A 13,751-nucleotide genomic window follows, 5' to 3' on the forward strand; every position below is an offset into this window, starting at 1 on the left:
TGCTATCTTAATGATGGCAATAATATTACTATCGACACCAGTTAGTATATCTTTTATTATTCTATTTTATAATCATCCAAACTATGAATTAAGGGCTTTTCAAATACGATTTTTGCTGTAATTAATATTCAATGGTAACGTATTCTTCACTCGTTTTTTTGCTGAAAGAGTTACAGGTTACACCTAGGTTTTAGTAAAAAAATAAATTTATTAAATCTCTATTTTACTTTCTTGTGATATATGATCTGACTTTAATATCAAAATTATTAGGCGTACCTATAATAATAGAAAATAGCGTTATAATTATTTTATGTTAATCACAACCACAATCATAATTACTTTTTTGTTTTTTAGCTGCTTGTTGCTTAGCAACAATCGCTGATACTTTTTTCGATACAATGGCCAATTGTTCTTTGGAATCAGAGTAGTTTTGTTCAGCTGCTTTAGCAAACCATTGTTTTGCTTTAAAATAGTCTTGTTTTACGCCTGTACCTTTATAATAAAGATTCGCTAAAGTATATTGGGCTATCACATTACCTTTTTTTGCCGCTTTGGTATCCCACTTAATTCCTTGTGAATAATTTTGTTTAGTCCCTTGACCATTATAATAAAGTAAAGCAAGTTGATGTTGTGCTTCAATATGACCTTGATTGGCTGCTTTTTCGAACCACTCTTTAGCTTTAGTATAATCTGGTTGAGATTCATCGGGTTGCTCAAATTGTTTTTCAATACCCTTAAAATGACGCTTTTTAGTATGCGTACCATTGGCATACATAATACCTAAATGAAACTGAGCTTCAGCATTGTTTTGTTCAGTCGCTTTCTGATATTCTTGGTTAAAATCAAATAATATTTGTGAATTAGCACTGACAGAAATACTGAAACATAAACCTAATATCATTTTAGTAAAGAACTTAATCATACTTCATCCTACAGTAAATCATTCGTTGGCATGCTTTGGATTACCTGTTTTGTGTATATTGCCATATATTAGGTTAAAACATCATAAATAATATAAATATAATGGAAATCTCATTTAATTACACTTAAACATCTAGCCATTAAAAATTGAAAGATTTTTAATTAATTTGGTGTTATTGAATATTTTTGGAGAGTTCACACCCTTTTTGTAATCCATTTTTGCAAGCCAAGTCATAATACTTTTTGGCTTCATTAATATCTTGTGATACTGCTATTCCATTATAATACAATACGCCCATTAATAATTGTGCTTCAGGATTATTGGCTTTTAGCCCTTGTTTAAGTAGCTCTAATCCTTTAGGGTAGTTTTTTTTATTTGACAGATATATAGTTGCTAACGCTACTTGAGATTTTAGATGACCTTGATTAGCAGCTTTTTCAAACCAGAATTTCGCTTTATCTAAATCTTGTGGAACCATTTTACCTTCATAATATATTAAACCTAAATTATTTTGCGCTCTCACAAAGTTAGCCTGAGCGGCTTGTTCATAATACATTATTGCTTTTTTATAATCAGGTTTTACGCCTTCTCCTTTATTATACATAAGACCTAGATTATATTGAGATGTCGTATATCCTTGCTTGGCTGACGCTTCAAACCATTTTTTAGCTTGACTATAATCTTGGGTATAACCATTTTGCCCAAAATAGTAATTGGCACCTAAAGCAAATTGCGCTGCAGCATCCTGTAATACAGCTGCTTTTTTATATAACACATCTTTATCGTTATAAGTTTCAACCTCATTATAATCAGAATCAGAACTACAACCCGTCAACAAATTGATCATAATAAACGTCGATAATAATAACTTTTTCATAATATTTCCTAAATCATATCCTTTTGATATTGATATATTTTACATGATAACAAATTTAGGGTGTTAGTTGATTTATTGAGGATGGAGAAGTCAGGGTTATAAATGATTAATAGGGTATTTGCTATTTTAGCAACGTTTATCAAATGTTGGTGTTCTTGAAACTTAATTTTATTAAATAGAATTGATTTTAAGGGTTACATTTTGTAGAAAACTCAAGGTGTTAAATTTGATAATTTGAACAATCGTTTACATGTTTCTATTGAGCCAATATTATTTCATGTTAATTAAAAATAGTCGCATATTAATTGATTGAATGTTGGTGTTTTTACTGTTTAATTTATTATCGTTCGTATTGATTTTCTAAAGGAGAAATAATTGGTAGATTTTAAGCTTGATTATTCGGCATATTATGTACCTTATCATTTCATAGCGCAGACATTTAATATTGTTCAGATTCATTACGAGCGGATTAGTTGAACGCTAGTATTCTTATAACTCAATATATTTAATTATTGTCTTTGATTGGTAAAACAGGGAATTAAAAAAGGTGGTGGGTCGTGAGCGATTCGAACGCTCGACAAACGGATTAAAAGTCCGCTGCTCTACCGACTGAGCTAACAACCCATATAGAAAACTGCTAAAAGTGGTGGGTGATACCGGGTTCGAACCAGTGACCCCCTCCTTGTAAGGGAGGTGCTCTCCCAACTGAGCTAATCACCCCAAGTGTTTTATTTCTAAAACGTCACGGTAAAGATTGGTGGGTGATACCGGGTTCGAACCAGTGACCCCCTCCTTGTAAGGGAGGTGCTCTCCCAACTGAGCTAATCACCCTTACCGTGTGGATGTGCATTATAAGGCACGTCTTATTTCAGTCAACCTTTTTTTTTAATTTTCTGCAAAATTAGCTTTGTTCGATTTAATTTTAAACGTTTTTTGGGTGATGAATCGCAAAAACACCTTTTATTTGTGTTTGCCTCAGTTGTTGTGACTATGATTTGTGGATAAAATTATTTTTATGAGCAGTTAATTGATGAAGATAATAGATAAATGTCGGGTCATAATTTATGTCGAACCCAAGGTTATACGATATAAGATAAGTCAATCTAATGGGCTATTAACGTTTTCTCCATTTGGCGATTTAATTGAATATGATTATCAAAATTTCAATGATATTGATATTTTTGTTGGTCAACTACAAGCTAAGTTACCCAAATATACCAAATATGAAATAAACCTTTCAGATAACTATATTCAATTAACAAAAGTGATGATGCCGGAGGTGAAATTGCAACCCAATGAAATTGCTTTATATATCGAAGCCTCAATCTATAAATTATTTGAATTATCCGCTAAAAACGTCTTTTTTGATTTTAATTTTTTAACTGATAAACAGAACCAAAAGCAAATTATGATTGCCGTATGCGAGCGTGATTATGTTAATAGCTGGATTGAGCTATTTAAAAAAAATGAATGTTTAATCAATTTTATTGGTTGTTCAAGCGATAATAAAAGATTCAATTTTTTACCATGGCGACAAAGTCAATATAATAAGCAAAAACAGTATTTATCAATTGTAATAGTATGTTTGATGGGGGTGATGAGTTGTTTATTTTGTTATATGTGGAGGCAAGCCCAAACAAAATTAACCCGCTGTATAAATGACGTTTCACAGCAACAATTTATTGAGCAAAAGTTAAATGAGCAATTATCAACTTATCTGCCAAATCCTTCCGCGAGTCAAAGACAAATCGAGCAGTCATTAATATTAATTTCAGAACAATTACCTACTAATATTTGGTTAACTTCGTTTACTTATAAACCCGATAAAATAACAATTAAAGGGCATAGTTTTAACTATATTGAACTCACTAATTTTAATCTAAATCTTTTACAACATAAAAATGTCAGTAAAAGCCAAATCAAAACAATTATTAATAATAAACATAGTCTGTTTTTTGAAATGGATATTGACTTAAATGAACAGTGAGTTTTTAAATCGGCCATTTTGGCAACAATATTTAATCTGTATTTTGTTAACGATCGTTATTTTTATTATCGGTTATCTGTTTTTTATTTACGATATAAACAAACAATCAGACAAGCAACAAAAATTATATCAAACTAAACAGCTACAAATTGAATCATTACAATCAAGGCTTAAACGTTATCAATTTGGGCAAAACCGTTCATTAATAATCATCAATCAAAACGAATTTGCTCAATATATTGAACGAAACCATTTAATCCTAAACGCTTTCAAACATTATCAAACGGATGAAACAATAAATTGGGATATTGAACTTAATGGTGAATTTATTGATTTTATGAATTTAATTACAGACCTTAATAAAGATTATTACTATTTGAATTTTCGAGATTTAAAGATGACTAAACAGGAATCTTATCTACAAATTATATTTACCTTATTATTTAAAAGGAAAATAGAGTGAAAGCAAACTTATTTATAATGGGTTGTTTATTGATTATCAGCTGTTTTAATGTTATCGCAGAGCTAAACTTTTATCGAGATCCATTTGTTGAACCAACGCAAACGTCATGTAATGAACAGAAAGAGATATTATTAAAACAGATACAAGCTTGGCGATTCAAAGGCCTGATTAAACATAAAAGTCATTATTATCCGCAAATTTGGCTCTATTCTGAAAATCAGTGGCTTTCCATAAATCAAGAGGTTCAGTCTAAAGTACTATTTCCCTGGTTTTTGCAATCTTGGCAAAATCATAAAATCGTGTGGCAAGCTAATTTGACAGATTATTGTCATGAAACGATTGAATGGACAATGTTAATAAATGAGTCATAAAGATATGCAAACAAAAAAGATGTCATCGATTCATCAATGTCAAAGTATATTGTTAAGGATAACAATGATCTGTTTGATCTCAATGATCATCATGATAAGTACTGTTAGAGCTAACGAAAATCAGTTAAGTTTTAATTTATCTTCAAATGTTGAGCTGCATAATAATGATCTGATTTCAATGAATTTTTATCAAACAGATATTGCTATTATTCTGCAAGCTTTAGCGGATTGTAAACAAATGAATCTTATTATGAGTGAGAATATATCGATAACACAAACCATTAAACTGCAAAATATAGATTGGCAAAAGGCATTAACCATTATTTTAGATTCGGCCAATTTACAAGCCACAATGGATGATAATATTTTATTTATTTCCAAAGCTATCGAACCAGAAATTTTAGAACAAAAAAAGCAATTGGAACTCAAACAACAAGAGCAAAAGCAGCCGCTTGAATCTTTGTCCATTGCGATTAATCATGCGGATCTTGCAAATTTAAATGAAACCATTCAGCAGCAAGGATTATTATCCGAACGGGGCAAAGTGATTATGGATAAACGAACCAATTCACTTATTATTATGGATTTACCAAAACAGTTTAAAGCGATTAACAACTTGATTAAGTCGATTGATAAACCAATGCCACAAGTACATATATCTGCACATATTGTAACAATGAGTAGTGAAAGTATGAATGAATTGGGTATTAAATGGGGCTATTCAGGGCGATCATCTCAATTGTTAGATAAGTTTGAAGTTGGATTAGGTATTACTAACTCTACCTCTACCATAGGTTTCAATTTAGCTAAAATTTCTGGTAGTTTGCTTAATTTACAACTATCAGCCTTAGAGTCTGAAAATCAAGTTGAAATTATTGCTAGCCCTAATTTATTAACATCCAACCAGAATATGGCATCAATAAAGCAAGGTACAGAAATACCTTATGAAGTTTCAAATGGAAATAATGGTGCAACATCAATTGAGTTTAAGCAAGCCGTTCTAGGATTAGAAGTGACGCCCAAAATACTATCTGATAATCAGATACTTTTAGATTTGTACATTACTCAAAATACTGCAGGGCGCTCAATAAAACGAAGTGAGGGAGGGGAAGCATTAGCTATCGATACCCAAGAAATTAAAACACAAGTGAAAGTAAACAACGGCGAAACTATTGTTTTAGGTGGCATCTTTCAACAAACTAACGATAATCTTAAACGAAACGTACCAAGTGCCAGTGAGCTTCCGATTATTGGTAACTTATTTAAATATAAAGGTAAAAAACAGCAAAAAAAAGAAATTGTTATTTTTATCACGCTACAATTAGTTGAGTAAATGTCATCAGAGTTGTATCATACAGAGTTTATTTTTCTATGATTTACTTTGAAACTTAATTTACTGTTTCAATGTTTAGTTTTTTAGTCATCATCATTACAAATTATTATAAAAGTAGAGAATATTATGTTTCGTGTTGTAGCTTCTGATTTAGATGGCACTTTATTAACTCCTGAGCATTGCTTATCACCTTACACTAAACAAGTCCTTCAAGCTTTGCGTAAAAAAGATATTCATTTTGTGTTTGCAACAGGGCGACACCATATTGATGTGGCTCAAATGCGAGAAAACATGGAAATTGATGCTTTTATGATTACTTCCAATGGCGCTAGAGTGCATGATAGCTCAGGGAATCTAATCTTCGGGCAAAGTATTGATCCTGTATTAGCATGTGAGGTAGCAAAAGAATGTATTGATGATCCGTTAGTATACACTCATGTCTACCGCGGTGATAATTGGCTTATTAATAAAGAAGATACTTATTCTTTAAGTTTTTTTAGAGATACAGATTTTACTTATGAATATTTTAATCCATCTGATTTTGAAGCCGACGATATTGCCAAAATTTACTTCACAACAAGTAGTGATTCATTACATCCACATTTAGCTGAAATAAAAAATAGGCTTGATAAAAAATATGGTAGTAAAATAAGCATCACATTTTCATCTTCAAACTGTCTTGAAATTATGGCTGAAAATGTATCAAAAGGCAGTGCGCTAAAAAGGGTAGTTGAAAAACTTGGTCTCGATCTAAAAGATAGTATTGCTTTTGGTGATGGCATGAATGATTTTGAGATGTTAAAAATGGCAGGAAAAGGTTGCATTATGCAAAATGCTAGTTTAGATTTACGTCAAAAACTACCTCAATTAGAGGTAATTGGTTCAAACGTTGATGATGCCGTACCTCACTATTTAAGTAATTTATTACTATAAATTAATCTAATTATATTTTATGACTCTAACTTTTGATAAAAAACTCGATACTCTGGGATTACGTTGCCCAGAGCCTATCATGCTGGTTCGAAAAGCTATAAGAGAACTGGGTATAGGACAAGTACTTTATTTGATCGCTGATGATGTTGCCACTACTCGTGATGTACCGAGTTTTTGCAGATATATGGATCATGAACTGCTTGCCTTACAAATAGAATCCAAACCTTATCAATATTGGATAAAAAAATCCCATTGATCTTTCTGCCAAAAATTTCAGGTTAACGATACATTTTAGTAAGTTAACCTAATTTGGTAGAGATAGTAACGTAAAGTACGCCAGTCATTTGGAGAAAAATTATCCGACATTAAAAATAGGGTATGTTGTTTATTGGTTCTTCTTGATTGCAAATTTAAAATAATAATGTAACGAAGTATTAATGGATTGCGTCTTAAATACCACCGTTGTTTATACCAATAGATCTGATTGATATAATGAAATAGTGCAAATTCTCCTTTGACTTTTTTGCAACAACAAATGCTTCGCCACCAGTCAATAATTAAGAACAATAAAATAATAAAAGTGTAGTTATTTAATAATGTATCGGCAAATTTTAATAAACATTCAACAACTATAATCAAATAAAATATTGATAATATTATTATTTGTTGACGGGATATGGTTAATTTAGTTCTCCACATAATAAAAACTTAGTTCAAATAAAACACAATTAATAAATGATATTGTTAAAAATTGCTTAAAATTAAGCTAAATATGGGAGATAATACGCATAATTAAAGTAATTTTTTATGAGTGATTAATATATTTGCTCTATGACTAGAATATTAAATTCATCATATCAATGTTCATAAAAACTATGTGTTAAATTATTTGCGGGGTAACAGAAATTACTTTGTTGCCCTTACTTTTTCCTTTGAAAATTCAGCTAGGAATAATTTGTGATAATAATTAAAGTGTTAAAATTTTTTCTTAAGTTTTTTATCGGCTGTTTTCTATGTGCTTTAGTCATAGTAATTGCTGGTTATGCTTATTATTCAAAAGACTTGCCTGATGTTACAACCTTAAAAGATGTAAGGTTGCAAACACCGCTGCAAATTTTGAGCAAAGATGGAGAACTCATCGCTATTTTTGGTGAACGTCGACGAACACCATTAAAATATAATGAAATCCCACCTGTTGTGGTTAATGCTGTGATTGCTACAGAAGATGCGAGATTTCATGAGCATTTTGGTATCGATCCGGTCGGGATTGTCCGAGCAATGTACATAGGTTTAAAGCAAAAAGGATTTTCGCAAGGTGGAAGCACTATAACCCAGCAGGTTGCAAAAAACTTTTTCTTAACACCAGAAAAGAGTATTTCACGAAAAGCGAAAGAAGTTATTTTAGCGATTCGTATGGAAAAAGAGCTAACTAAAGAAGAAATCATGACACTTTATCTAAATATGATTAACTTTGGTTCTAGAGCATATGGTGTTGCAGCTGCTTCTTATACTTTTTTTGGTAAGACCCCAGATCAGCTAACCATTGATGAAGCGGCACTATTAGCTGGTTTGCCAAATGCACCTTCAGCTTATAATCCTATTTCACACCCTGATCGTGCACTGACCAGACGTAACTGGGTTTTGGGTCGTATGCTAGATCAATCTTATATTACTCAATCACAATACAATGAAGCAATTAGTAAGCCAATTAATGTAAGTTATCATTCACCACAGATCGAATTTTCAGCCCCATATATTGCCGAAATGGCAAGGCAGTTTATGTATGATAAATTTGGTGAAAATGCTTATACTGATGGCTATAAAGTCTATACAACTATTTCTAAAACAGATCAGTTAGCAGCTGAGCAAGCTGTGCAAAAAAATATTATTGATTATGATATAAGACATGGTTATCGTGGTCCTGAAAAAATATTATGGAAAGATAACGAGAAAGCATGGAAAGATGAGCAAATTCAAAATACGTTAAAAAAATATACTTGTTATAGTGGTATGTGCCCTGGTGTTGTTATTCAATCTTCGGATCTAGAAGCAAATGTTGTTTTAACCGATAAATCTAAAATCGTTATTGCATTCCAAGATATGAAGTGGGCTCGACCATTTATTAGTGATACTAGACAAGGTTCTTTTCCGAAAAAAGTATCTGATACATTAAAACCAGGACAACTTATTTGGGTTAAGAAAACAAATGATAAATGGGCATTAGCACAAATTCCAGCTGTCAATGCTGCACTCGTTTCACTTGATTCTGACAATGGTGCTATCAAAGCAATTGTTGGCGGTTATGATTTTTATTTAAGTAAATTTAATCGTGCTACCCAAGCTCTTCGTCAATTAGGTTCAAATATTAAACCTTTTATTTATACAGCAACATTAGAAAAAGGTTTAACTATGGCTACACTACTCAATGATGCGCCTATTGTTCGCTCAACAGGTAGTGCGACTTGGCGACCTAAAAATTCCCCACCAAACTATGCTGGCCCATTACGTTTAAGAATTGGCTTAGGGATGTCTAAAAATGTAATGATGGTTAGAGCGCTGCGTGCAGTAGGAATTGAATATGTTGCGACTTATTTAGAGCGATTTGGATTCCCTAAAGAAAATATCTCACTTAATGAATCTTTAGCTTTAGGTTCTGCTTCGTTCACACCATTGCAAGTAGCAAGAGCTTATTCGGTGATTGTTAATGGTGGATATTTAATTTCGCCTTATTTAATTGAAAAAATCGAAGACAATAATGGTAGTGGTGTTATTTATCAACATCAACCTTTGATTGCTTGTAAAAATTGTACTGATGAGGTTATCAAAACAGAGTCAATGCCAGTATCCCTAAATAATGTAGAGAATGAAATAGACGAATCAGGCAATGAAGAACCTGAACAAGCTAACCTTAAATCAGATGATAATATGGTATTACCAAATATCAATCTGGATAATAAAGCAACGGATGTTACTCCAAAATATGCACCTCATACGATCGATAGTGGTTTAGCTTTTATTATGAAAGATGGACTTAGAACAATTGTCTTTGGCGGTTCTGATTGGCAAGGTACGGCTTGGCGCGTGAAAGCATTAGGTAGAAAAGATGTAGGAGGGAAAACCGGTACCACAAATTCATCAAAAGATGTTTGGTTTTCTGGTTATGGCGGCAATATTGTAACAACTGTATGGATGGGCTTTGATGATCATCGACGCAATTTAGGTCGAACTATTCGAGCGGAAGCAGGGGCAGTTACAGCCAATCCACTTTGGATTGATTATATGAAAATTGCCTTACAGGATGTACCTGTAAATGAAGATATTAAGCCGGACAATGTCATCTCTGTTACCATTGACCAAAAGACAGGGTTATTACCTCAATCAGGTTCTAAAACAATGTCGGAATACTTTATTAAAGGTACTGAACCAAAATCTTATGCAACTCAAGAAGTTGATACAAGTGTGACCGATTCCCAAGGTAACACACAAGAACTATTCTAGTAAGGTATTGAGTATGAATGGTTCTATAAGAATTATTGGTGGCAAATGGCGTGGACGTAAATTGGCAGTACTTGACAAACAAGGTTTACGCCCTACTACTGATAGAATTAAAGAAACTCTTTATAATTGGTTAATGCCAGTTATTTATGATAGTGAATGTTTAGATTGTTTTTCGGGAAGTGGTTCATTAGGCTTTGAAGCTGCATCACGAGGTGCAAAAAGTGTAATATTACTAGAAAAAGATAAACAAGTTGCGCAGCTGCTTAATAAAAATAAACAACTTATTGCTTGCGATGCAATTGAGATTCATCACACTAATACGCTAATATGGCTTAATCAACCTGCTCAAAAACAGTTTGATATTGTGTTTATCGATCCACCATTTCATCAATCACTCGTTGCCCAAACGGTTAATCAGCTTGAAAATAATAATTGGCTGAAATCATCTGCATATATTTATATCGAAACAGAAAAAGACCATGAGCTAATGAGTTATATTCCTACTAATTGGCAATTACATCGAGAAAAAACCGTCGGCCAGGTTCACAGCTATCTTTTTATACGAGAAGAAAATTAATGTTTATATTTATTGGTAAATTTTTATATACCATAATGTGGTTATTTTTATTATTCAATCTGATTCACCCATACCCAAAACCTGCCAATATTGTTGCGTATTTTGGTTTGGCCGCTTTTACTCTAACTCATGGCTTACAAGCCTATATGTTACAGTCAACAATGACGAATAAAGAGAAAGAAGAGGATAAATTTAAAGCACTTCGTCTTTTTATTTTTGGTGTATTTGAATCACTTAGCTGGAAAATTAAAAAATAACGATAAAAGTGGTTGCCAGATACAAAAAATTTTGTATAATGCTCCCACTTCTTTCGAAGTATTCCAATAAGCGGGAATAGCTCAGTTGGTAGAGCGCAACCTTGCCAAGGTTGAGGTCGCGAGTTCGAACCTCGTTTCCCGCTCCAATTCTTCATCTACAAATATTCAATATCGAATAAACATTCTTATAAAAGATCTAGTCTATCTACTTTTTAACGGAATTTGGTGAAACTAATCATCAATACATTATATATATGTAGTATCAATTATGTTGAAACTTAACATTTATATCTGACAAAAATTATTTTTAATTTTATAATTATATATCTTTTTTTTATCCCTCCAAATATTTCTATAATCTTAGATTAATTATCTTTAGTAACTTTAAAGTAATTAGTGTACAATTCTAAAAATTAAAAAAATGAAAGTAAATCAAATAAACTGTAAACTAGTAAATGAACGTTATTATTATGGAAATATCAGCAATTTTTACTCAAATAAAATCCACTGGAACTAAATTTGTAAAAAATGAATGTGGTGTGCATACGATAGAATATGCAATTATAATGTCAGGAATTACAATGGTAGTTTCAGTTATTTTTTTTGATGATGATGGCCCAGTTAAACATGCTTTAACTGAATTATTTGATAAATTAAAACATAAATTAAGTAGTATTATTTAAGTTTGTTTTTTTATTTTTCTAACTTATTATAAACATTAAAATGGATATAAATAACGTTTTGGAGATATGTTTAACCGTTTTGATATAACTATTTAAACTTATAATTTTTCACTTTCCTTTTTAGGTTATCTAATATTCAATATCTTTCTGTTATTTGTTCTCCCTTTTAACTGTTATTTTTTTCGATAAAAATAATTATCAGGTTATTAATAATAATTAATTATTAATACATTATGCTTTCATTATATTTCATATGAATTGTCAAATAATTAACAATAAATTTGTTTGTTATACTTTTCTTTTTATATTATTTATTAACATTATGTTTTAATTGTAAATTTTTTTTATAAAAAATTACAATTACATCTGGTAAATTTACATTAAACAGCATATAATTTGTTAACATTAAGTAAAGATATTTTTACAAAAAATTAAAATAATGTAAATATTAAGGAGAAAGTAATTATGGTGCATTTATCAGCAGTCCGTTCACTAGTAAGAAATTTTACAAGCAAATTCATAAAAAATGAACTTGGTGTAACAGCAATTGAATACGCAATCGTTGCCGCAGGTATTTCTTCTGTGGTTATAGTTATCTTTAATGGTACCGATGGTGCTGTTCATAATATGTTCGAGGATATATTTTTTGAATTAAAAGCTAAATTAGTTAATATTATTGTTAGTTAAAATACTTGATTACATAGCGATATAAACTACTCCTTCGTAAAGGAGTAGTTTATTGTTTTAAGTTAGTTTTTTATTGCGTTAAGTAATAAGATAAATCTTATAAATAATAAAATAGATATTAATAACAGTTAGTATAAAAGGATTAAGTCCTCTATATGTTATTTCAACATTGTATTTTCAGCTTTTTAAAATTAAATTGTTAGAAATGTTATGATTCATATCAATGTACCTCTTTTACCTCTCATGCAATTTAAAGAATTTAATGGTATATCAGCAAAATATTTTAATGAGTAAATTATTTTTATCTTTAAAATTGAGTGATGACTAAAATCTATTTATAAAAGGTTATAGTAGGTAACTTATTAACATATTAGTTATAAAGTCTTATTTTTATTTTTTTACATTATTGGTATTTTTTATTGGTTTGGTATAAAAATTTATTATAAAGTTCAGTTTATGCTGGCAAATTTACATTAAACTACATATAATGCGAAATATTCATGATAATAAATAGAAAAAATCATGAATATAAAATGTAAATATTAAAGGGGGAGTGTTATGATGTACTTATCAGCAGTTCGCGCACAATTTAAAAACTTTGCAAATAAGTTTATCAAAAATGAACGTGGTGTAACAGCAATTGAATATGCAATTGTTGCAGCAGGTGTTTCAGCAGTGATTTTGGTTATCTTTAACGGTACCGGTGGTCCTGTTCACGATATGCTAAATAACGTATTTAATACTTTAAGATTTAAATTAATTAGTATTATTTTTTAACAATACTTGATTACTATAGTGAAACAAACCACCCCTTTATAAAAGGGGGATTATTATTTAGGGTGGTTTGATATCACATCAAATTATAAAATAATCCATTGCAAATCATGCAGTAAATACAAATAACCGCATATACAATAAATTTTAGTTTAAAGTCTGGTTTATTTAGATATTATGGCAGCGTTTTAGCCTTTTAAGATTAGATTATTTTATTACTCATATCAGCATTACCTCTTTTACCTTTTATCTAATTTGAAAAATTTAATGATGTTTTAGTAAAAATATATTAATGAGTAAATTTTTTTAATATAACTAATTAAATAATAATATAAAATATCTTTATTAAAAAACTATAAATGGTTAACTGTTAACGTATGATTATAAAA

General features: G+C 30.6%; 15 protein-coding genes and 4 tRNA genes. 13 read left to right on the forward strand and 6 right to left on the reverse strand.

Annotation, left to right across the window (positions count from 1 at the left end):
• Positions 1 to 313 precede the first annotated feature (313 nt).
• The 5 genes from H3S88_RS09775 to H3S88_RS09795 all read right to left on the reverse strand — a co-directional run bounded on the left by H3S88_RS09775 (position 314) and on the right by H3S88_RS09795 (position 2,630).
• A complete protein-coding gene (locus tag H3S88_RS09775; RefSeq protein ID WP_086327467.1) occupies positions 314 to 922 on the reverse strand; it encodes a tetratricopeptide repeat protein in 609 nt (202 codons plus the stop codon).
• Positions 923 to 1,094: 172 nt separating this feature from the next.
• Complete coding sequence (locus H3S88_RS09780; protein WP_198228778.1) at positions 1,095 to 1,799, reverse strand: tetratricopeptide repeat protein; 705 nt, start codon at positions 1,797 to 1,799, stop codon at positions 1,095 to 1,097.
• Between the two features lie 548 nt (positions 1,800 to 2,347).
• Positions 2,348 to 2,423: transfer RNA gene (locus H3S88_RS09785), tRNA-Lys, on the reverse strand.
• 20 nt (positions 2,424 to 2,443) lie between these two features.
• Positions 2,444 to 2,519, reverse strand: a tRNA-Val gene (locus tag H3S88_RS09790).
• A gap of 35 nt (positions 2,520 to 2,554) precedes the next feature.
• Positions 2,555 to 2,630, reverse strand: a tRNA-Val gene (locus H3S88_RS09795).
• Positions 2,631 to 2,829: 199 nt separating this feature from the next.
• On the opposite strand from H3S88_RS09795, the gene H3S88_RS09800 reads away from it, so the two are divergent.
• The 6 genes from H3S88_RS09800 (at position 2,830) to tusA (ending at position 7,142) form a co-directional block, all read left to right on the forward strand.
• The gene (locus tag H3S88_RS09800) at positions 2,830 to 3,786 is read left to right on the forward strand and encodes a PilN domain-containing protein (protein WP_198228779.1); all 957 of its coding nucleotides are present in this window, start codon (positions 2,830 to 2,832) and stop codon (positions 3,784 to 3,786) included.
• A complete protein-coding gene (locus H3S88_RS09805) occupies positions 3,776 to 4,249 on the forward strand; it encodes a type II secretion system protein (RefSeq protein ID WP_086327262.1) in 474 nt (157 codons plus the stop codon). The genes H3S88_RS09800 and H3S88_RS09805 overlap by 11 nt, the downstream gene beginning before the upstream one ends.
• Complete coding sequence (locus H3S88_RS09810; protein ID WP_086327261.1) at positions 4,246 to 4,620, forward strand: hypothetical protein; 375 nt, start codon at positions 4,246 to 4,248, stop codon at positions 4,618 to 4,620. Before H3S88_RS09805 ends, H3S88_RS09810 begins: the two co-directional genes overlap by 4 nt.
• Positions 4,610 to 5,953, forward strand: a complete 1,344-nt coding sequence (locus H3S88_RS09815) for a secretin N-terminal domain-containing protein (RefSeq protein ID WP_198228780.1) — start codon at positions 4,610 to 4,612, stop codon at positions 5,951 to 5,953. Before H3S88_RS09810 ends, H3S88_RS09815 begins: the two co-directional genes overlap by 11 nt.
• Positions 5,954 to 6,079: 126 nt before the next feature.
• A complete protein-coding gene (locus H3S88_RS09820) occupies positions 6,080 to 6,886 on the forward strand; it encodes a Cof-type HAD-IIB family hydrolase (protein WP_086327259.1) in 807 nt (268 codons plus the stop codon).
• A 19-nt stretch (positions 6,887 to 6,905) separates the two neighbouring features.
• A complete protein-coding gene (tusA, locus tag H3S88_RS09825) occupies positions 6,906 to 7,142 on the forward strand; it encodes a sulfurtransferase TusA (RefSeq protein WP_039129621.1) in 237 nt (78 codons plus the stop codon).
• Positions 7,143 to 7,177: 35 nt separating this feature from the next.
• Here tusA and H3S88_RS13570 read toward each other — a convergent pair whose 3' ends face one another.
• Positions 7,178 to 7,585 (reverse strand): protein YgfX, encoded by a 408-nt coding sequence (locus H3S88_RS13570; RefSeq protein ID WP_086327258.1) that lies wholly within the window; start codon positions 7,583 to 7,585, stop codon positions 7,178 to 7,180.
• A gap of 267 nt (positions 7,586 to 7,852) precedes the next feature.
• On the opposite strand from H3S88_RS13570, the gene H3S88_RS09835 reads away from it, so the two are divergent.
• The 7 genes from H3S88_RS09835 (at position 7,853) to H3S88_RS09865 (ending at position 13,365) form a co-directional block, all read left to right on the forward strand.
• Entirely contained in the window at positions 7,853 to 10,384 is a 2,532-nt protein-coding gene (locus tag H3S88_RS09835; protein WP_144091709.1) for a penicillin-binding protein 1A, read from the forward strand.
• A 13-nt stretch (positions 10,385 to 10,397) separates the two neighbouring features.
• Positions 10,398 to 10,961 (forward strand): 16S rRNA (guanine(966)-N(2))-methyltransferase RsmD, encoded by a 564-nt coding sequence (rsmD, locus tag H3S88_RS09840; RefSeq protein ID WP_198228782.1) that lies wholly within the window; start codon positions 10,398 to 10,400, stop codon positions 10,959 to 10,961.
• Positions 10,961 to 11,218 carry a DUF1145 domain-containing protein gene (locus H3S88_RS09845; protein ID WP_086309111.1) on the forward strand — a complete coding sequence of 86 codons (258 nt, stop codon included), beginning with the start codon at positions 10,961 to 10,963 and terminating at the stop codon, positions 11,216 to 11,218. The genes rsmD and H3S88_RS09845 overlap by 1 nt, the downstream gene beginning before the upstream one ends.
• Before the next feature lie 70 nt (positions 11,219 to 11,288).
• Positions 11,289 to 11,364 (forward strand) — tRNA-Gly (locus H3S88_RS09850).
• A gap of 324 nt (positions 11,365 to 11,688) precedes the next feature.
• Positions 11,689 to 11,901: a Flp family type IVb pilin gene (locus H3S88_RS09855; protein WP_198228783.1), complete on the forward strand. Its 213-nt coding sequence runs from the start codon at positions 11,689 to 11,691 to the stop codon at positions 11,899 to 11,901.
• Between the two features lie 465 nt (positions 11,902 to 12,366).
• Positions 12,367 to 12,588, forward strand: a complete 222-nt coding sequence (locus H3S88_RS09860; protein WP_198228784.1) for a Flp family type IVb pilin — start codon at positions 12,367 to 12,369, stop codon at positions 12,586 to 12,588.
• 558 nt (positions 12,589 to 13,146) lie between these two features.
• Complete coding sequence (locus H3S88_RS09865) at positions 13,147 to 13,365, forward strand: Flp family type IVb pilin (RefSeq protein ID WP_198228785.1); 219 nt, start codon at positions 13,147 to 13,149, stop codon at positions 13,363 to 13,365.
• The last annotated feature ends 386 nt before the right edge of the window (positions 13,366 to 13,751 follow it).

The organism is Gilliamella sp. B14448G11 (assembly GCF_016101765.1).
GTDB classification, from domain to species: domain Bacteria; phylum Pseudomonadota; class Gammaproteobacteria; order Enterobacterales; family Orbaceae; genus Gilliamella; species Gilliamella apicola_N.